This window comes from Caulobacter sp. GW821-FHT05F04 (genome assembly GCF_059419665.1).
Genome location: NZ_JBWKSF010000004.1, coordinates 340,281 through 359,007 on the forward strand (window position 1 = coordinate 340,281; position 18,727 = coordinate 359,007).

An 18,727-nucleotide genomic window follows, 5' to 3' on the forward strand; every position below is an offset into this window, starting at 1 on the left:
GCAGCGTGCCGGTCTGGACAGGTCAGTTAAGGACGGCCCTCGGGGCCGCCGTGAGATGTAAGGAGGGCTCCTTCTCCGGGGAGAAGGCGGCTCAAGCTCGAACCCCATAAACACCCGATCTCCCCGGCGAATGCCGGGGCCCAGATTCATCCGGAGCGGTTTGGGTGGGCGCGCCTGTGCGCTCCCAGGAACACCCGCTTCGGCGGGCTCGATCTGGGCCCCGGCATTCGCCGGGGAGATCGGCGGTTAAATGGTCCCTACCCTGGCGGAGCGCGCCTGAAGCGCTTTAAAAATCTCGCCCCCTCCCACGCCTCTAGCGTGGCCCCCGCCCTCTCTCACCGAGAGAGGGATTTCGCACTTCGGAGCCCCATGGACATCCACCAGCTCGACGTCGTCGTCCGCGTCGCCGGCGCGACCCTGCTGCTGTTCCTGGCGGGGCTGCTGGCGCGCGAGCCACGGACGCGGCGGCTGGCCGTCTATTTCGCGCCGATGGCCGTGTGCCTGGCGGGCTTCCTGGCCGGCAACACGCCGGATCCGGCGCTGCGGCTAGGCGGACCGCTGGGCCACGTCGGGGCGCTGATCGCCGGTTATGCGGCCGCCTTCCTGTGGTGGTTCTGCCTGGCCAGCTTCGATCCGACCTTCCGGCCGCGCGGCGCGGTGCTGGCGGCGGGCCTGGCCTGGATCGCGATCGCCAGCGCCGATCGCGGCCTGCTGGGTCCGGCGGTCGAGGGCAAGGGCCTGTCCTGGCTGCTGATCGCGCTGGGCCTGTCGATGATCGGCTATCTGGCCTGGCGGCTGGTCCACGACCGCGAGGGCGACCTCGTGGAGGAAAGCCGCCTCGCCCGGGTGCTGGTCGTCGCGCTGCTGGCCGGACAGCTGCTGGCCGACTTCCTCGTCGACCTGGTCATGGGCCTGGACTGGGGACCACCGGCCTTCACCATCGTCCAGAACACGGTCTTCCTGGCCTTCGGCGCCTGGCTGGCCCTGCGCCTGCTGCCGGTCTCGCCGCCCCTCGCCGCGCCCAAACCCGTCCTCGCCACCGCCATGTCGCCCGCCCCCGGGGAAGAGGCGCGGCTGGCTGAGCGGCTGCGGGTTCTGGTCGAGGTCGAGCGGGTCCATCTGGAGCCCGACCTGACCTTCGCCGACTTCGCCCGCCGCATGGGCGCGCCGGAGAAGACGGTGCGGGTCTTCATCAACCACCGCCTGGGCCACGACCACTTCCGGGCCTTCCTGAACGTCCCCCGCGTCGCCGAGGCCCGCCGGCGCCTGGCCGATCCCGCCCATGCCGGCGACAAGCTGATCACCATCGCGCTCGACAGCGGCTTTGCCTCCCTGGCCTCGTTCAACCGCGCCTTCCAGGCCGTCGAAGGCCGCCCGCCTAGCGCTTTTCGTCTTCCGAGGAACGATCCCCGTCTTCTGAGGAGCCGGCCTGAGCCGCCGCCGCTAGACGCCCTTCATCATCTTCGGAGGGGTTTCATGGACGGACTATTGGGGATCGGCCTGGTGCTGGCGCTGTTGCTGGGCGCCGGCGGCGTGATCGGGCTCGTGGGCAAGCGCGAGGACTTCTCGCCGCGCTGGCTGCTGGCGGCGGCCGTGCTGGTCCTGCTCAACGACCTACTGCTGACCCGCTTCTACGGCCGCCTGCCGGACCTGATCCCCGGCCATTGGAACTGGGAAGGCAAAATCCTGGCCCTGCTGGCCACCCTGGCCGTCGCCTCCCTGCCCGCCCTCGGCTGGACCCGGAGCGGCCTCACCCCGCGCCAGGCTGACCTGAAAGCCCCGCTGATCGTCACCGGCCTCTACTGTCTGCTGTTCGTCGGCCTGGCCCTGGCCTTCCCCAACGAAGCCAACACCGCCGAGACCCTGGCCTTCCAGCTGACCATGCCCGGTCTGGAGGAAGAGGCCTTCTATCGCGGCGTCCTGCTGCTGGTCCTGGGGCAGGCCTTCACCGGCCGAGTGCGCTTTCTCGGCGTCGACTGGGGCTGGGGCGCGCTGCTGTCCTGCGCTCTCTTTGGGCTGGCCCACGCGCTGGGGGTCTCGCACGGCAAGGCCTCCTTCGAGCCGATGGTCTTCGCCCTGACCGCCGGGCCGGCGCTGATCGGCGTCTGGGTGAGGCTGCGGACGGGAAGCATTTTATTGCCCGTCCTGATGCACAATGTCGGCAACGCGGCGTCATTGTTCCTCTAGCGTGGCTTTACGGGGCGGCGCTGACCCGCTAGAAGCGCCGCCGATGACCTTCGCCGCGACCATGATTATTACCCCGAAAACGACCCGCCTCGGCGGGGCGTGGTCGGGTCTGTGCGCGAACTAGCGAGCATCCCCAACCAGCCCCGCCGATGCGCGGGGCCGGTTCTCACACCCTTGAGACCTCCAAGCCCGCGCCTCCGCACTTTTCAGGAGACGTAGACCCGTGAGCTTCAAGTTTTCCCGAGCCAACCCGCCCCGCGTCGGCGTCGTCGGCGCCACCGGCCTGGTCGGCGGCATGATGCGCGAGCTGCTGGCCGAGCGGGACTTCCCGTTGGCGGACCTGCGCCTGTTCGCCTCGGCCCGCTCGGCCGGGACCAAGGTCGACTTCAAGGGAACCCAGGTGGTGGTCGAGGACGCCGCGACCGCCGACTTCGCTGGCCTGGACATCGTGTTCTTCTCGGCCGGCGGCGGCACCTCGCTGGAGCTGGCCCCGCGCGCGGCGGCGGCCGGGGCCGTGGTGATCGACAACTCCTCGGCCTGGCGCTCCGACCCGGACGTGCCGCTGGTGGTGGCCGAGGTCAATCCGCACGCGCTGGCCAATATCCCCAAGGGCATCGTCGCCAACCCCAACTGCACCACCATGGCCGCCATGCCGGTGCTGAAGCCCCTGCATGACAAGGCGGGCCTCAAGCGCCTGACCGTCAGCACCTACCAGGCCGCCTCGGGCGCCGGGGTGGCGGGCATCCAGGTGCTGGGCCAGCAGTTGAACGCGGGGCTGGACGGCGACATCGAGGGCCTGGCCCGCTCGCCCGACGCCGCGCCCCTGCCCGCCCCGGTCAAGTGGGCCGTGCCGCTGGCCTATAACGTCGTGCCGCTGAACTATCGCGTGGTCGAGGACGGCTACACCGAGGAAGAGGTCAAGCTGCGCGACGAGAGCCGCAAGATCCTCGAGATCCCCGGCCTGCCGGTGTCGGGCACCTGCGTGCGCGTGCCGGTGTTCACCGGTCACTCGCTGTCGATCAATGTCGAGTTCGAGCGGCCGATCTCCGCGGCCGAGGCCGCCGCGCTGCTGGCCGCCGCGCCGGGCGTGGTGCTGGACGAGGTGCCGAACCCGCTGGCGGCGACCGGCCAGGATCCGGTGTTCGTCGGCCGCATCCGGCCCGACCCGACCGTCGAGCATGGCCTGGCCCTGTTCGTGGTCGGCGACAACCTGCGCAAGGGCGCGGCGCTGAACGCGGTGCAGATCGCCGAAGTGATGCTGGGGGCGTAAATCTCGCCGAGGGGCGGGCGCTAAACCGCTCGCCCCATCGGCCAGTCCACATCGACCTCCGCCGCCAGGAAGTCGATGAACGCCCGCACCCGGGCCGGCAGCGGACCCGCATGGCCGACATAGACGGCGCTGACCGTCTCCAGCTCGCCGGAATTGAAGTCGTCCAGCACCGGGACCAGCCTGCCCGCCCGGATGTGGTCGACGATGTGGAAGATGCCCAGCTTGGTGATCCCCTGCCCGGCCAGGGCCAGGTGCGTGGCGCTTTCGCCGTCTCCGACCATGGCCCGCCCGTGAGCGGGATAGCACACCCGTTCGCCGGCGATCTTGAACGGCCACTCGTCGCACTGGCGCGAGAAGTTGAAGGTGATCAGGTCGTGATCGGCCAGGTCGTCGGGATGCCGCGGCGTCCCGCGCCTTGCCAGGTAGTCGGGCGAGGCGACCAGGACGGTGCGACTGTCGCCCAGCTTCCTGGCCACCAGCTGCGAGGGCCGCATCGGCCCCACCCGGATCGCCAGTTCGGTCCGCTCGTCCAGCAGGTCGATGATCTGGTCGGTCAGGGTCACGTCGACCTGCACCTCGGGGTTCAGGGCGGTGAACTTCGGGACCACGGGCAGCAGGTGGTGCAGGCCGAACGGCACGTTGGCGTTGATCCGCAGCCGGCCCTTGGGGACGGCGCAGGCGGCGACCGAACGCTCGGCCTCGTCCAGGTCGGCCAGCACCCGCAGAGTCCGCTCGTGGAAGGTCAGGCCCTCGGCGGTCAGCTGCAGCTTGCGGGTCGAACGGTTGATCAGCCGCGAGCCGAGCCGCGCCTCCAGCCGCGCCACCAGCTTGCTGACCGCCGACGGGGTCATCGACATCGCCTTGGCGGCGGCCGTGAAGCCGCCCTCCTCGACGACGCGGGCGAAGACCTCCATCTCCCCCGAGCGATTGATCTCCGAGCGCGCCATTGTGCCCTCATTTCACAAGTAAAGTTCCTTCATCCAATCTAATTCATCGAACACGCCGGCGCTATCTGGGGGGCCAACCCAATACGAGAGCCGTCATGCCCCTCGCCCTCTATGCCCTGACCGTCGGCGCCTTCGGCATCGGCGTCACCGAGTTCATCATCATGGGCCTGCTGATGCAGGTCTCCGCCGATCTCGGCGTCTCGATCCCGACCGCCGGCCTGCTGATGACCGGCTATGCGCTGGGCGTCTTCGTCGGCGCGCCGATCCTGACCATCGCCACCCGCCGCCTGCCGAAGAAGACCACCCTGCTGGTGCTGATGGCGATCTTCACCCTGGGCAACATCCTGGCCGCCATCGCCCCGACCTATGGCATCCTGATGGGCGCGCGGCTGGTCACGGCCCTGGCCCACGGCACGTTCTTCGGCGTCGGCGCGCTGGTCGCCGTCTCCCTGGTGCCCCCCGAGCGCAAGGCCTCGGCGATCTCGATCATGTTCACCGGCCTGACCCTGGCCACCCTGCTGGGCGTGCCGTTCGGCGCGTGGCTGGGCCTGGCCTTCGGCTGGCGGATGGCCTTCTGGGCCGTGGCCGCCGTCGGCGCCCTGGCCTTCGTGGTCCTGGCTGTGCTGGTTCCGAGCGCGAAGGAAACGGTCGAGCCCGCCCCGCTGCGCGAGGAGTTCGCCGTCCTGGCCCGCCCGCAGGTGCAGCTGGGCCTGGCCATGACCGTGCTGGGCTTTGGCGGGGTGTTCGCGGTCTTCACCTATATTCAGCCGATCCTCACGGAGCTGGCCGGCTTCTCGCAGGCCGCCGTCTCGCCGATCCTGCTGGTGTTCGGCGCGGGCCTGGTGGCCGGCAACCTGGCCGGCGGCCGCTGGGCCGACAGGAGCCTGAACGCGGCCCTGGCCGGGACCCTGATCCTGCTGACGATCATCATGGGCGCATCGGCCTTCGCCTTCCATAGCCAGGTCGGCGCGGTGATCGCCGCCTTCCTGCTCGGCGCGGCCGCCTTCGCCACCGTCGCGCCGCTGCAGATGCGGGTGCTGAGCCAGGCTGGCGGCGCGGGCCAGGGCCTGGCCTCGAGCCTGAACATCGCCGCCTTCAACCTGGGCAACGCCTTCGGCGCCTGGCTGGGCGGGGCGGTGATCGACCACGGCCCGGGCCTGGCCGCCGTGCCCCTGGTCGCCGCCGTGGTGCCCCTCTCCGCGCTCGCCCTGGCCGCCTTCAGCCTGAGCCTGGAACGTCGGACGGGACCCGTCCTGGCCTGAATAGGCATGGGCGGGGCTTGCTGCTAAGCACCGGCCCATGCTGACCGATCCGTTCTTCTACGCGGTGGCGATCCCCGCCGTGATCCTGCTGGGCCTGGCCAAGGGCGGCTTCGCCGGGATCGGCGTGGTGGCGGTGCCGGTGATGGCCCTGGCCGTCTCGCCCGTGATGGCCGCCTCGATCACCCTGCCGATCCTGCTGGTCCAGGACGTGGTCAGCGTCTGGGCCTTCCGGAAGAGCTGGGACAAGGGCCTGCTGATCCTGATGCTGCCGGCCGCCGCGGTCGGGATCTTCCTGGGCTGGGCCCTGGCCGCCTTCGTCAAGGAGGCCGCCGTAGAGCTGGCCGTCGGTCTGATCTCGGTGGCCTTCGCCCTGCAGCGCCTGTGGGTCGAGCGCGCCGTCAAGGCCGCCGCCCAGGTCGAGGCGACCCCAGGCCGGCCGTGGCTGGGCGCCCTGTGCGGCGCGGCGGCCGGCTTCACCAGCCAGATCGCCCACGCCGGCGGCCCGCCGTTCCAGATCTACGTCCTGCCGCGCCGCCTGCCGCGCGACGCCTTCATCGGCACCAGCGCCATCTTCTTCGCCGTGGTGAACTGGATGAAGGTGCCGGCCTACATCGCCCTGGGCCAGTTCACGCCCAAGGTGCTGGCCACCGCCGGGGTGCTGCTGCCCCTGGCCATCGCCTCGACTTGGGGCGGGGTCTGGGTGGTGCGCCGCGTGCCGGCCGAGGGCTTCTATAAGGTCATCTACGTGCTGCTGGTCGCGGTCGGCGGCAAGCTGATGTTCGACGGGGCCAGAGGTCTTCTCTTTTAGAGGGGCCTCTTTTTCTGACGCCTTTGCGTGGTCCCCGTCCTTCGACAAGCTCAGGAAGAGGACCAAAATCGCTTCAGTGGAAAACCTCATCCCGAGCCTGTCGAAGGACGGGGTTTTCGGTTCCGCTGATTTTTACCTCGATCGTGTCGCCGACGCCCTTTCGCGGCCACGATGATCGACGCTTATATGTCACGGAACGAACCTAGCGTTCGGACGTACTGCATTTCGCATCGAGCGGGGCCATGACGACCACCACGACCGACATCATCGCCACCGAGGTCGCCACGCATTATCCGACCCCGGCCGCCAAGTGCGCCGACCTGGTGGTGCACCTGGCCGGCCTGGCCTGCGCCCTGCTGGGCGGCGGCATCCTGCTGGGCCTGGCCTTCGGGATCGGCAATCTGCAGCAGGTGGCCGCGGTCAGCGTCTATACCGTCGGGCTGATCCTGATGCTGTCGCTGTCGACCGCCTACAACTTCGCCAAGGCCCGCTGGCGGCCGCTGCTGCGCCGCTTCGACCATGCCGGCATCTTCGTGATGATCGCCGCCTCCTACACGCCCTTCACCACCCAGAACCTGCACGGCTGGTGGGCGATCGGCATGACCACGGCGGTCTGGACCGTGGCCGGCGCGGGCGTGCTGGCCAAGCTGTTCCTGCCGGGCCTGGACAAGCGCTTCTGGGTCGGCCTCTACCTCGCCCTCGGCTGGCTGGTGCTGGTCGCCATCAAGCCGATGATCGACGGCCTGTCCTGGGTGGCCCTGCTGCTGCTGGCCATCGGCGGCCTGGTCTATTCCACCGGCACCATCTTCTACCTGATGCAACGGCTTAAGTTCCGCCGCGCCATCTGGCACGGCCACGTCATCGGCGGCGCGGGCCTGCACTACGCGGCCGTCCTGGTGGGCGTGGTGCTGGCCGGCGCGCGCTAGAGGCCCTCCTTGGAAAAGGATCCCTCCGGCAAGATCAACCTCCAGGGCTTCTTCAAGGACAGGAAGGCCACCGATCCGCTACGCGGCAAGCGCCTGCCCGCGCCGACGTCGGAGCGCCACGTCGAGGCCCTGGGCTTCCCGGGCGTGCGCCTCTCGGTCGACCAGGCCGACGACGCCCTGCGCAGCGCCGCCGACCGCCTGGCGCCGCTGCGCTCGCTGATCGGCCGCGACGAGTTCAACATCCTGGCCCTGTCCGGCGGCGCGTCCGGCGGCGCCTATGGCGCGGGCGTCCTGGCGGGTTTGACCAAGGCGGGCCGCCGCCCCGACTTCGCCATCGTCACCGGCGTCAGCACCGGGGCCCTGATCGCGCCCCTGGCGTTCCTCGGCCCGGCCTGGGACGAGCGCCTGACCGACGCCTATGTCGGCGGCCACGCGGCCGAGCTGCTCAGCTTCCGCCGCCTGGGGACGGCGCTGGGCCCCAGCATCTTCAAGGGCGAGAGTCTGGACGCCCTGGTCGAGACCTTCGTCGACCAGGAGATGGTCGACGCGGTCGCCGCCGAGCACCTGAAGGGCCGGCGCCTGCTGATCGCCACCACCAATCTCGACAGCCAGCGGGCCGTGGTCTGGGACATGGGCGAGATCGCCAACCACGGCGGCGACGCGGCTCTGAAACTGTTCCGTACCCTGCTCGTCGCCTCGTCCTCGGTGCCGGGCATCTTCCCGCCCAAGCTGATCGACGTCGAGGTCGACGGCCAGCATCACCAGGAAATGCACGTCGACGGCGGCGTCGCCGCGCCGCTCTTTCTGATGCCCGACGCCCTGCTGCACTGGCGCAACCTCGGCCCCCGCTTCCGGCGCGGCCGGGTGCATGTGATCGTCAATACGGTGCTGGATCCCTCGCCCCAGTCGACCCCGCCCGGCGTGGCCTCGATCATGGCCCGCAGCTTCGACACCATGCTGCGGTTCTCGTACCGCCAGGCGCTGAGTCTCGCCGCCGGCTTCTGCTCGCGCCACAACCTGCCGCTCAGCGTGGCCTCGATCCCCAACAGCTTCGAGGGGACCAACCTGCTGAAGTTCGAGACCGACCTGATGCGCCGCATCTACGACGCGGGGCGCCAGCAGGCGCTGGAGGGCACGGTGTGGACCAGCGCGGTCGAGGAGCAGAGCCTGTGGCGCGGCCTGTTCAAGAAACAGCTCCCCGCCCCGTCCAGCGGCACGGGCGTGATCATCCGCGACGAGCCGGGCCCGGTAGGCATCACGGCGCCGCTGGAGCCCTAGGTTTCCCGGAAACGGCCGCTGAACGCCGTTCAGCCACGGTTCACACGGCCAAGCTCTATGCTCGCCCGACACCAGGGGAGCTTTCGGATGCCGAGCCTATCGATGCGAAGCCTTATCGTCGGGGTGGCTGTCGCTGGAGCACTGACCACGGTCGGCTGCGCGACCATCAGCAAGGAGCAGTGCCTGAGCGGCGACTGGGGCGCGGTCGGCTACGGCGACGGGGTGGACGGCCGCCCGATGAGCCGCCTCGACGCCCACGCCAAGGCCTGCGCCAAGGTCGGGGTGACGCCGGAGCCCGTCCCCTATTTCGCGGCACGCGCCGAGGGGCTGAAACGCTACTGCACCGAACCGAACGGCTTCCGGGTCGGCCGCGAGGGCAAGAGCTATGCCGGGGTCTGCCCGCCGCCGGTCGAGGCCGAATTCCTGGGCGGCTACGCGGACGGCGAGCGGGTCCACGCGGCGACGCAGCGGCTGGAGTCGGCGCGATCGGATCTCAACTCGGCCGACGCGCGCGCCGACAAACGCGCCCGCCAGGCCGACGGGGTCGAGGATGAGTTGCGCAATCCCAAGCTCACCGACGAGCAGATCCGCGAACTGCGCGATCGTCTGAACCGGCTGCGTCGCGAGCGTCGGGAGGCGATCGAGGACGGCCGCCGCGCCGACGCGGCGATCCGTGACGCCGAGCGCGAGGTCGATGATCTCAGAGCCCGCTTCTCGCCCCGCTACGGCGGCTGGTGAGCGCCCCTAAGCCTTCTTCAGGTGCCGGGCGCGCAGTTTTTCGACATTCGGCGGATCGGCGCGGAAGTCCGACGCCAGGCCCAGGCGGGCGTTGCACGACGGGCAGCGGACCGAGTCCTCGTCGGGGATGTCCGTCGGCGGATCGAAACGCGTGCCGCAAGGCTTGCACTTCCAGTCGCCGGTCGGCGCGGGGGCCGGCGGCGGCGGGGCGGCATGGGGCGTGAACACGGTGGCGCGGGCCGACGGCTTGACCATACGCTCGAGCGGCGGCGGCCCACCGGGCGCGGCGACCGCGCTCTTCAGGCTCAGGGTCTTGCGGCGCGGGGGCTCGCTATCGCTCATGATCTCGCTTGGCGGCTGGTGGAAGGGACGGCGCTAGCTGCATGAAAGCGGCCCGGAACACAAGCCTAATAGGCCTTTGGTCCGCTCGCCAGCGGCTTGAGCGCGCCTACCACTGGGGCTTGAGGCTGAACGACAGGGCCACCACGTCGTCTTTCTGGGTGGCCAGACCCATGATGCCTTCCCTGGCCTTGATCTCGCGGTGGATGTAGCCCAGCGAGGCCTGCATCGGACCGCGGCGCCAGGCGACGCCGGCCTGACTGTCGCCGATCAGTTTGCTGGTGGCGTCCTGGGTCAGGCCCGCGCGGCTCCAGTCGCCGTTCTGGCCGCGCAGCATGTTCAGGCCCACGGCCCGGCCGCTGGCGGCGGCGAAGATGTACCAGCGTCCGCGCGTCCCGAAGGCCGCATTGCCGTCCTGGACGCCGAGGGCGTCGTTCACCCGGGCGCCCATGTTCTTCTTCTTGCCCAGGCGCACGGTGGCGCCGGCCTCGGCCGAGCCGCCGGCCCCGCCATAGCCGATGCCGGCGTGCGGCGTGACGTCGAGGGCGAACCTGCGGCCTTCCAGCGACATGGCCGAGGGCCAGCCGCGCGTCACGGTCACATCGACCTCGCGCAGCGCGTAGCCGTCCTCGTTGTCGGGGCGGACCAGGGTCAGCGGCGCATAGGCGGCGGTCGGCGCCATGCCGGCCATCGAGACGCGGACCGAGTCGATCGGACCGCCGGCCTTGGCCTGGTGGCTGAAGGCGTTGGAGCGCCAGGTCACGGGACCCGCGCCGTCGTAGAAGCGATCGGCCTCGAGGATGCGGGCGTCGCCGGCCAGGGCGGCGGCGGGCGACAGCGCGAAACCGCCCTCGACCTTGCCCTGGGGCGCGTCGAGATCGCGGGCCGCGAACCCCGTGGCGCTTTCGGGATCAAGCGGACGCAGGCTCTCGGGCTTTACCTGAAAGGAGATCGGCGCGAGGGGCTTGGGAGCCGGCGCGGGCGCGGCCTTGCCGACCTTCTGAGCCGCGCAAGCGACGCCGGCGTGGCCGGCCGCCATGCCCGCGATCACGGCCATCAGGCAGAAAACGGTACGCTCCCCAGCGACCCGCATCACGGATTCCCCAATCCAATCGGACACTCAGCCTACGCCCGTTTCTCCGCGTGTCCATCGCGGCGAAAACGCACAGGGTCTGAACCCGTTGTGACAGACCAAGGTTCCCGGAACGTGAAACGGCGGCGCGATTTCTCGCGCCGCCGTCTCTTTCACAGATCCTGGTCGCCGGGCCTACCGACGGGCCACGCCTACTGACAGGCAAGGCACTCGTCGTAGTCGGTCTTTTCCGGGACGTCGAAGCCGCCCGCGCCCGGGACCGCCGCGACCTTGTCCTCGGCGCCGGCATAGGCCGCGCGCTGCACCGACTTGGAGCGCAGGTAGTAGAGGCTCTTCACGCCCCGCTCCCAGGCCTGCCAGTGCAGCATGTGCAGGTCCCACTTGTCGACGTCGCCCGGCAGGAAGATGTTGACCGACTGGCTCTGGCAGATTTCCGGCGTGCGGTCGGCGGCCAGCTCAACCACCCAGCGCTGGTCCAGCTCGAAGGCGGTCTTGTAGACGTCCTTCTCGTCCTGGCTCAGGAAGTCCAGGTGCTGGACCGAGCCTTCCTGTTCCAGGATCGAACCCCACACCGCGTCGGTGTTCTGGCCCTTCTCCTCGAGCAGCTTCTCCAGATAGGGGTTCTTCACCGCGAACGAGCCCGACAGGGTCTTGTGGGTGTAGATATTGGCCGGGATCGGCTCGATGCCCGCCGAGGTGCCGCCGCAGATGATCGAGATCGAGGCGGTCGGGGCGATGGCCAGCTTGTGCGAGAAGCGCTCCTTGGAGCCGCGATCGGCGGCGTCCGGGCACGGGCCCTTCTCTTCGCCCAGGGCGATCGAGGCCTTGTCGGCCTCGCGGCGCAGGTGCTTGAACATCCGCATGTTCCAGCTCTTGGCCAGGGCGCTTTCGAACGGCACGTTCTGGCTCTGCAGGAAGCTGTGGAAGCCCATCAGGCCCAGGCCCACCGAACGCTCGCGCATGGCGGCGTAGGCTGCGGTCGAGGCCGCGTCCGGGGCGCGATCGATGAAATCCTGCAGGACGTTGTCGAGGAAGCGCATGACGTCCTCGATGAACGTCGGGTGGTCGCGCCACTCCAGATAGGTCTCGGCGTTGACCGACGACAGGCAGCAGACGGCGGTGCGCTCCTGGCCCAGGTGGTCGGTGCCGGTGTGCAGCATGATCTCGCTGCACAGGTTCGACTGGCGCACCTTCAGGCCCAGCTCGCGCTGGAACGAGGGCATGGCGCGGTTCACCGTGTCGGAGAAGATCAGGTAGGGCTCGCCGGTCTGCAGGCGCAGCTCCAGGACCTTCTGCCACAGGGCGCGGGCGTCGACTTCGCGCAGGACCTCGTTGGTCTTGGGCGAGCGCAGGCCGAACTTGGTCCCGTCACGCACGGCGTGCATGAAATCGTCGGTGATGGAGAGACCGTGGTGCAGGTTCAGGGACTTGCGGTTGAAGTCGCCCGACGGCTTGCGGATCTCGAGGAACTCCTCGATCTCCGGGTGGTGAATGTCGAGATAGACGGCGGCCGAGCCGCGACGTAGGCTGCCCTGCGAAATCGCCAGGGTCAGCGAGTCCATCACGCGGATGAAGGGGATGATGCCCGAGGTCTGGCCCTGGCCCTTGACCTTCTCGCCGATCGAGCGGACTCCGCCCCAGTAGGTGCCGATGCCGCCGCCGTTAGCCGCCAGCCAGACGTTCTCGTTCCAGACGCCCAGGATGCCGTCCAGGCTGTCGTTGACGGCGTTGAGGAAGCAGCTGATCGGCAGGCCGCGATCGGCGCCGCCGTTCGACAGCACCGGGGTGGCCGGCATGAACCACAGGCGGCTCATATAGTCGTAGACGCGCTGGGCGTGGTCGGCGTCGTCGGCGAAGGCCGTCGACACGCGGGCGAACATGTCCTGGTAGGACTCGCCCGGCAGCAGGTAGCGGTCTTCCAGCGTGGTCTTGCCGAAGTCGGTCAGCAGGGCGTCGCGCGAGCGATCGACCAGCACCTTCTGCACCAGCGCCAGCTGCGGGCGCTTGGCGGGCTTGATCGCGGCCAGACGGGCCTCGTTCCGGATGTTCGTCTTCGCCGCTTCACTGCCGTTCATGACCAAATCCATTGCTCAATCAGCGTGTTCCGGAGAAGGGACATGCCCCGGTCAGCCGCTATATCTTGTGGCTGAGGAGCCCCCTCAACCCACATATGGGGCCACAGTGGTGAATGACTCGTCAACGGCTGCGCCCTGAGTTTTTCGTTAACAACCTGTGAACGCCCCGAACTTGTGAGGCAGGATCAAGGGGTTGCATAGGCGAACTTTTTTCACCCGCGACAGGACGCCGCAAGGCGCTCCAGGACATCCGCCCCCGGACAACGTCGTTCGTTAACAGGAGGGCCACAAGGGATGGTGGTCGGCGGTGGACGGCGCTCGCGAGCTCGCCTCTCGCGCGACCGCCGCGAAAGCCCAACAAACCGGGCCTTCAGGTCGGATATGGGGTCGGCGGCCGCGCCGCCAAGCGTCGCCGGACGGCTCAAACGGCGCCCGCTCGGCGCCGGACAAAGAGAAAGGGCCCGGCGTTGCCGCCGGGCCCTCCCAAGTCTTCAGTCGATTCGATCTTAGAAGTTGATCGAGATCGTGGAACGGCGGTTCAGCGGTTCCTTCACACCGTCGCCGGTGGCGACGGCCGGAGCGCTTTCGCCCTTCCAGTCGACGCCGAGCACGGCGGCCGGGACGCCTTGCGAGACCAGGGCGTCAGCGACGGCCTTGGCGCGGCGTTCCGAGAGCTTCACGTTGTACTTCGGCGAACCCGACGTGTCGGTGTGGCCGACGACGATGATCTTCGTCGCGTGACCGTCGTTCGAGTACTTCGCGGCTTCCGTGACCACCGATTGCGCTTCCGGCGTCAGGACCGATTGGTCGAACGGGAAGTACACGATGAACTCGCGGGCCTCATACTGCGGCGGCGGCGGAGGCGGCGGCGGGGGAGGCGGCGGAGGCGGGGGCGGAGGCGGCGGCGGCGGCGGCGGGGGCGGCGGCGGCGGGGGCGGCGACGCGAACGAGTAGCGGAGACCCACGGTCACCGACTGGTCCTTGTACTGGCCCTTGAAGGCGCCCGGCTGGATGAAGTGCGAGCCGGTCGACGACCAGTTGTGCTCGGCGCCGGTGATGTAGCGGTAGGTGACGTCGATCTTCAGCTTGTCGGTCGCCTTGATCGAAGCGCCGGCCAGACCTTGGTAGGCGAACGCGATATCGTCGTCGTCAACCGTCAGGTTCTGGACCGCCGGGTTGGTCGCCGAGATGGCGCCCGGGACGTTGCTGAACTGGCCCAGGGCCTTGACGTCCAGACGGTTGATGCCGACGCCGACGCCGACGAAGGGGTTCAGCCAGGCGTCCGGAGCGAAGTCATAGATGACGTTCGCCATCAGGGTCCAGGCGTCGATCGAGCCGCTCGGCGAGCCGCAGGTCGCGGCCGCCGTAGTGCGGGTCACGCCGGGGGTGCAGAGACCGATCGGCGAACGCACGGCCGGGCCGCGGACGCTCACCAGGTCGCCGGGGCGATAGCCGCCTTCGACTTCAGCGCGGACGTGCGGGTTGAATTGGTAGCCAAGGCGCACGAAGCCGGTCCAGTCCTTCTCGGACTTCCACGACCAGTGAGCGAATTCGCCGTCCGGCAGGGTCTGGTTCGACTGCGAGCCGAGCGATTGCGGCCAGTGATAGCCGAGGTCGACCGCGCCGTACCAGCCGGTCTCTTGGGCCGAAACGCCCGACGCGGCGAACACCGCGACCAGAGCAGCTCCTGCCAGGAGGTTGAGTTTCATCGTTGAAGAGCCCTCTATTGCCCTGCCCAGGCCGGATACCGACCGAGCACTGTTATACCAAGGCGAACGCCACGGGAAAGTGTCAGCAAAGACACACTCGTCAGGTTTCGCCCCCCTGCCCTTTGCTCAGGAAAGCCAAACAAGACCGCCCCTCAGAAATCAACTTCCGAGCGTGCCCGCCGACATCCACTGCAGATAAGCGTCAGCTCCGCTGGGTTCGCACGTGAACAGGTCGCGCGCAAGGGCTTGAAGGTGGGAAACGATCAAGCATTCGCAAAGCGTCGCCTAAAAACCGCACATTTCAACCTCTTCAGTCAGGTCCTGGAGAACGTCAGCCTAATCCAGAGTGGTCCGGTACCGCGCCATGGCCAGGCCGGAGATCGCGACGACAAACAATCCGAGCGCGGAAAGACTTGGCCAAAGCTCGGCGGCGTCCAGCCCCTTGAGCAAGGCGCCGCGCACGACTCTGAGAAAGTGCGTCACCGGGATCACGCCGCCCAGGGCCTGAGCCCATTGCGGCATTCCCCGGAACGGGAACATGAAGCCCGACAGCAGGATCGAGGGCATGATGTAGAAGAATGACATCTGCATCGCCTGCAGCTGGGTGCGGGCCACGGTCGAGATCAGGAAGCCCAGGGCCAGCGATCCGATGATGAACAGCAGGACGCCCAGGCTCAGGGCCAGCCAGCCCCCAAGAAGATCAGAGCTTCCCATCGGCACGGCGAACAGGGCCTTGGCCAGGACCAGGATCACCACCGTCTGGATCACGCCGACGGCGACATAGGGCGTCAGCTTGCCGATCATCACCTCGATCGGCCGGGCCGGCGTGGCCAGCAGGCTCTCCATGGTGCCGCGCTCATATTCCCGCGTGACGCCCAGCGCGGTCATCATCACCAGGGTCATCGACAGGATCACCCCCAGCAGGCCCGGCACGATGTTATAGGCGGTGATGGCCTCCGGGTTGTAGCGGCGGTGGATCACCACCTCGAACGGGTCGCCGCCCGCCGCCCCTTGGCTCCTTGGGGCGACCGCCCCCACCAGATCGCGCGTCAGGGCCGTCCGGGGCAGGCTGGACAGCGCCGCGAGCGCCCCGCCTGTCGCGGCGGGGTCCGAGGCGTCGGCCTCGACCAGGATCTGGGCCGCGTCGCCGCGCACCACGCGCCGCGTGAAGTCGGCGGGTATCGTCAGGGCGAACTGCGCCTCGCCGCGCGCCACGGCTTCGTCCAGCTCCCGGGGAGACGTCGCCGTGCGAACGATCTCGAAATAGCCGCTGTTGACCAGGGCCGAGAGAGTCGAGCGCGCCATCGGCCCCTGGTCCTGCACCAGCACCGCCATCGGCAGGTTCCGCGGGTCGTTGTTGATGGCGTAGCCGAACAGCAGCAGTTGCACGATCGGCATGACCAGGATCATGGCGTAGGTCAGCCGGTCGCGCGTGAGCTGAATGAACTCCTTGATCAGCACCGCCAGGATGCGCGCGCCGGAGAGCCGCCTCCCCCTGCCGCCTCGGGCGCTCATTGGAAATTGTCCGACGACTGATCCATCAGCCGGATGAACACGTCCTCCAGGGTCGGCTGGACCTCGGTCCATTCCAGGGGCGGCTTGCGATAGGGCGCGATGGCCGCCTCCAGCGCCCCGCGGTCGGGTCCGCTGACGTGCAGGGCCGACCCGAACGGCGCGGCCATCAGCACGCCGGGCGCCGTGGCGAGATCCCCGGCCAGGCGATCCGCGCCCAGTCCTTCGGCCGTCTGCCCCTCGGCGCGGAACGTGATGAGGCCGCTCTCGGCGATCACCGCTTCGGCCGTGCCCCGCGCCATCAGCTTGCCGTAGGCGATGTAGGCGATGTCGTGGCAGCGCTCGGCCTCGTCCATGTAGTGGGTCGAGACCATCACGGTCAGGCCCTCGGCCGACAGGGCGTGGATCTCGTCCCAGAACTCGCGCCGCGCCTTGGGATCGACGCCGGCGGTCGGCTCGTCGAGCAGCAGCAGCCTGGGTTCGTGCATGACGCTGGCGGCCAGGGCCAGGCGTTGCTTCCAGCCGCCCGACAGGCTGCCGGCCAGTTGCTTCCTGCGGGCGGTCAGGCCCAGGCGGTCGAGGCTGTCCTTCACCCGCTCGCGGCGGCGGTCCAGCTCGTGGACCCGGGCCACGAAATCGAGATTCTCCTCGATCGACAGGTCCTCGTAGAGCGAGAACTTCTGGGTCATGTAGCCGGTCTGGCGCTTGACCGCCTCGGCGTCCTTGCGGAAGTCGAGACCCAGCACCTCCCCTTCGCCGCTGTCGGGAGTCAGCAGGCCACACAGCATCCGCAGGGTCGTGGTCTTGCCCGAGCCGTTGGGTCCCAGGAAGCCCGTGATCTTGCCCGCCCCGACCTGGATCGCCAGGTCCCGCACCACGTGGCGCGGGCCGAAGCTCTTGTTCAGCCCCCGGACATCGACGGCCAGGTCGTTCACCGGCCATCCCCCTTGGACGAGCCATCCAGAGGAACGATGTCGACCGGCTGGCCCGGCGCCAGGGCCGGACCGGGCTCGGGCTTCGCCTCGACCAGGAACACCAGGCGCTGGCGGGCCTCGCGGCTGTAGATCACCGGCGGGGTGAATTCCGACCGAGGGCTGACATAGTTGATCCGCGCCGAGCGCTCGGCCCCGCAGCCGTCGCACGAGAAGCGGACGATCGTTCCCGGCCGATAGCGCGCCACCTCGGCCTCGGGCGCGAAGAAGCGTAGCCGCACGCGGTCGTCGGACAGCAGGGCCACGACCGGCTGGTTGGCGGCCGCCCACTCGCCGGGCTGGTAGAAGACGTCCTGCACCCGGGCGGCGGCCGGGGCCTTGGGGCTGATCTGATCCAGACGCGACTGGGCGGCGGTCAGGGTCTCGCGGGCCGAGGCGACAGCGGACTGGGCCGCGGCCACGGCGTCCGGCCGCGCGCCCAGCCCGCCGACGGTCTTGCGCCGCGCCACGGCCGCGGCGTTGGCGCGGGCGGTGTCGAGCGCGGCCTTGGCCTGGTCGAGACGCGCCGGCGCATAGATGCCCTTGGCCACCAGCGGCGCGATGCGGTCATGGTCCGACCGGGCCTGGCGGATCTGAGCCTCGGTGGCGGCGCGCTCGGCGTCATAGACGGCCAGTTCCTGCGGGCGCTGACCCTTCTCGGCGTCGCGCAGCTGAGCCTGCGCGATCGCCACCTGGGCGGCGGCCTGGTCGCGGGCGGCGGTCAGCTGGGCCGCGTCCAGGGCGAACAGCGGCTGGCCGGCTCTCACCCGATCACCGCGCTGGACGGCCACCGTGCTGACCAGGCCCGCGTTCGCGGCCCCGACATACAGCGTCTCGCCCTCCACATAGCCCGACAGCCGATGCGGCCGATGGGCGTCCGGCCCCAGCAGCCGCCAGCCCAGGAAGCCGGCCAGACCGACGCCCGCCACGACGGCGACGATGCGGACGGCGGGCTTCAAGACTTACCCTCCGGACGCGGCGTCAGGCCCAGCAGCACCGTGTCGGCGTGCTGGGCGATCAGCGCCTCCAGATCGACGGCGGGCGCGCCGACGGGGGTGAAGGTTTCGCGCCAGATCACGCCGGTCAGGATGGGCCCCATGATGCTGAAGGCCTGCAGGCGCGGGTCGCCCGGCCGGACCTCGCCGCGCTCCTGGCCCCGCCGGATCGCGCTTCCGATCGCCGACAGGGCGCGGCTGACCACCTCGTCGTGCCAGACGCGGGCCAGCTCCGGGAAGTTTCGCGACTCGCCGATGACCAGCTTGGCCACCGCCCCCAGCCTCGTGGTCACGATCACCGAGGCGACGCGGGCGAACATCAGGCGCAGCATGTCGGGAAAGGGGATCGTGGCCTGGGCCAGCATGGCCTCGACCATGTCCAGGTTCGGCGCCACCGCCTCGCGGACCACCGCGCGGAAGATGTCCTCCTTGGTCTCGAAATAGAGATAGAGCGCGCCCTTCGAGACGCCGGCCCGGGCGGCGATCTCGTCCAGCTTGGCGGCGGCGAAGCCCTTCTCCGCGAACACCTCGAACGCCGCCTGGACGATCTCGCCCGGCCGCGCCTCGGCGCGTCGACGCCATTTGGGATTTCCGGCCTGCATGCCTGCTCGCCTTTA

The 18,727-nt window shown here is 69.4% G+C and carries 16 protein-coding genes; 7 read left to right on the forward strand and 9 right to left on the reverse strand.

Going from position 1 to position 18,727, the window contains the following annotated elements:
• Positions 1-369: 369 nt before the first annotated feature.
• Together AC07R7_RS13175 and AC07R7_RS13180 are read left to right on the forward strand one after the other, a co-directional pair.
• Complete coding sequence (locus AC07R7_RS13175) at positions 370-2,187, forward strand: CPBP family intramembrane glutamic endopeptidase, BDIM_20840 family (RefSeq protein WP_494635451.1); 1,818 nt, start codon at positions 370-372, stop codon at positions 2,185-2,187.
• A gap of 223 nt (positions 2,188-2,410) precedes the next feature.
• Entirely contained in the window at positions 2,411-3,457 is a 1,047-nt protein-coding gene (locus AC07R7_RS13180) for an aspartate-semialdehyde dehydrogenase (protein ID WP_494635452.1), read from the forward strand.
• A 20-nt stretch (positions 3,458-3,477) separates the two neighbouring features.
• Here the strand turns inward: AC07R7_RS13180 and AC07R7_RS13185 are convergent, their stop codons facing one another.
• Positions 3,478-4,404 carry a LysR family transcriptional regulator gene (locus tag AC07R7_RS13185; protein ID WP_494635453.1) on the reverse strand — a complete coding sequence of 309 codons (927 nt, stop codon included), beginning with the start codon at positions 4,402-4,404 and terminating at the stop codon, positions 3,478-3,480.
• A gap of 95 nt (positions 4,405-4,499) precedes the next feature.
• Here AC07R7_RS13185 and AC07R7_RS13190 point away from each other — a divergent pair, with 95 nt between their 5' ends.
• The 5 genes from AC07R7_RS13190 to AC07R7_RS13210 all read left to right on the forward strand — a co-directional run bounded on the left by AC07R7_RS13190 (position 4,500) and on the right by AC07R7_RS13210 (position 9,416).
• Positions 4,500-5,666 carry an MFS transporter gene (locus tag AC07R7_RS13190; RefSeq protein WP_494635454.1) on the forward strand — a complete coding sequence of 389 codons (1,167 nt, stop codon included), beginning with the start codon at positions 4,500-4,502 and terminating at the stop codon, positions 5,664-5,666.
• 37 nt (positions 5,667-5,703) lie between these two features.
• Complete coding sequence (locus AC07R7_RS13195) at positions 5,704-6,474, forward strand: sulfite exporter TauE/SafE family protein (RefSeq protein ID WP_494635455.1); 771 nt, start codon at positions 5,704-5,706, stop codon at positions 6,472-6,474.
• Between the two features lie 242 nt (positions 6,475-6,716).
• Entirely contained in the window at positions 6,717-7,400 is a 684-nt protein-coding gene (trhA, locus tag AC07R7_RS13200) for a PAQR family membrane homeostasis protein TrhA (RefSeq protein WP_492836345.1), read from the forward strand.
• A gap of 9 nt (positions 7,401-7,409) precedes the next feature.
• Positions 7,410-8,678 carry a patatin-like phospholipase family protein gene (locus AC07R7_RS13205; RefSeq protein WP_492887178.1) on the forward strand — a complete coding sequence of 423 codons (1,269 nt, stop codon included), beginning with the start codon at positions 7,410-7,412 and terminating at the stop codon, positions 8,676-8,678.
• A gap of 102 nt (positions 8,679-8,780) precedes the next feature.
• Positions 8,781-9,416: a DUF2799 domain-containing protein gene (locus tag AC07R7_RS13210; protein ID WP_494635456.1), complete on the forward strand. Its 636-nt coding sequence runs from the start codon at positions 8,781-8,783 to the stop codon at positions 9,414-9,416.
• A gap of 6 nt (positions 9,417-9,422) precedes the next feature.
• Here the strand turns inward: AC07R7_RS13210 and AC07R7_RS13215 are convergent, their stop codons facing one another.
• The 8 genes from AC07R7_RS13215 to AC07R7_RS13250 all read right to left on the reverse strand — a co-directional run bounded on the left by AC07R7_RS13215 (position 9,423) and on the right by AC07R7_RS13250 (position 18,712).
• A complete protein-coding gene (locus AC07R7_RS13215) occupies positions 9,423-9,758 on the reverse strand; it encodes a hypothetical protein (protein ID WP_492836339.1) in 336 nt (111 codons plus the stop codon).
• Positions 9,759-9,864: 106 nt separating this feature from the next.
• On the reverse strand, positions 9,865-10,848 hold the full coding sequence (locus tag AC07R7_RS13220; RefSeq protein ID WP_492887180.1) for a lipid A-modifier LpxR family protein: 984 nt from the start codon (positions 10,846-10,848) through the stop codon (positions 9,865-9,867).
• A gap of 191 nt (positions 10,849-11,039) precedes the next feature.
• On the reverse strand, positions 11,040-12,929 hold the full coding sequence (locus AC07R7_RS13225) for a ribonucleoside-diphosphate reductase subunit alpha (protein WP_492836918.1): 1,890 nt from the start codon (positions 12,927-12,929) through the stop codon (positions 11,040-11,042).
• 500 nt (positions 12,930-13,429) lie between these two features.
• A complete protein-coding gene (locus tag AC07R7_RS13230; RefSeq protein ID WP_494635457.1) occupies positions 13,430-14,632 on the reverse strand; it encodes an OmpA family protein in 1,203 nt (400 codons plus the stop codon).
• A 336-nt stretch (positions 14,633-14,968) separates the two neighbouring features.
• A complete protein-coding gene (locus AC07R7_RS13235) occupies positions 14,969-16,147 on the reverse strand; it encodes an ABC transporter permease (RefSeq protein ID WP_492836333.1) in 1,179 nt (392 codons plus the stop codon).
• Complete coding sequence (locus tag AC07R7_RS13240) at positions 16,144-17,079, reverse strand: ABC transporter ATP-binding protein (protein ID WP_492887182.1); 936 nt, start codon at positions 17,077-17,079, stop codon at positions 16,144-16,146. The genes AC07R7_RS13235 and AC07R7_RS13240 overlap by 4 nt, the downstream gene beginning before the upstream one ends.
• The gene (locus tag AC07R7_RS13245; RefSeq protein ID WP_494635458.1) at positions 17,076-18,074 is read right to left on the reverse strand and encodes an HlyD family secretion protein; all 999 of its coding nucleotides are present in this window, start codon (positions 18,072-18,074) and stop codon (positions 17,076-17,078) included. The genes AC07R7_RS13240 and AC07R7_RS13245 overlap by 4 nt, the downstream gene beginning before the upstream one ends.
• Positions 18,071-18,712 (reverse strand): TetR/AcrR family transcriptional regulator, encoded by a 642-nt coding sequence (locus AC07R7_RS13250; protein WP_494635459.1) that lies wholly within the window; start codon positions 18,710-18,712, stop codon positions 18,071-18,073. Before AC07R7_RS13250 ends, AC07R7_RS13245 begins: the two co-directional genes overlap by 4 nt.
• Between the last annotated feature and the right edge of the window lie 15 nt (positions 18,713-18,727).

What these genes read in the sequence shown, in the direction of transcription:
- AC07R7_RS13175 (WP_494635451.1), top strand. Translation starts at nt 370, where the DNA reads ATGGACATCCACCAGCTCGACGTCGTCGTCCGCGTCGCCGGCGCGACC.
- AC07R7_RS13185 (WP_494635453.1), bottom strand. Translation starts at nt 4,404, where the DNA reads ATGGCGCGCTCGGAGATCAATCGCTCGGGGGAGATGGAGGTCTTCGCC.
- AC07R7_RS13190 (WP_494635454.1), top strand. Translation starts at nt 4,500, where the DNA reads ATGCCCCTCGCCCTCTATGCCCTGACCGTCGGCGCCTTCGGCATCGGC.
- AC07R7_RS13195 (WP_494635455.1), top strand. Translation starts at nt 5,704, where the DNA reads ATGCTGACCGATCCGTTCTTCTACGCGGTGGCGATCCCCGCCGTGATC.
- trhA (WP_492836345.1), top strand. Translation starts at nt 6,717, where the DNA reads ATGACGACCACCACGACCGACATCATCGCCACCGAGGTCGCCACGCAT.
- AC07R7_RS13210 (WP_494635456.1), top strand. Translation starts at nt 8,781, where the DNA reads ATGCGAAGCCTTATCGTCGGGGTGGCTGTCGCTGGAGCACTGACCACG.
- AC07R7_RS13215 (WP_492836339.1), bottom strand. Translation starts at nt 9,758, where the DNA reads ATGAGCGATAGCGAGCCCCCGCGCCGCAAGACCCTGAGCCTGAAGAGC.
- AC07R7_RS13220 (WP_492887180.1), bottom strand. Translation starts at nt 10,848, where the DNA reads ATGCGGGTCGCTGGGGAGCGTACCGTTTTCTGCCTGATGGCCGTGATC.
- AC07R7_RS13230 (WP_494635457.1), bottom strand. Translation starts at nt 14,632, where the DNA reads ATGAAACTCAACCTCCTGGCAGGAGCTGCTCTGGTCGCGGTGTTCGCC.
- AC07R7_RS13235 (WP_492836333.1), bottom strand. Translation starts at nt 16,147, where the DNA reads ATGAGCGCCCGAGGCGGCAGGGGGAGGCGGCTCTCCGGCGCGCGCATC.
- AC07R7_RS13250 (WP_494635459.1), bottom strand. Translation starts at nt 18,712, where the DNA reads ATGCAGGCCGGAAATCCCAAATGGCGTCGACGCGCCGAGGCGCGGCCG.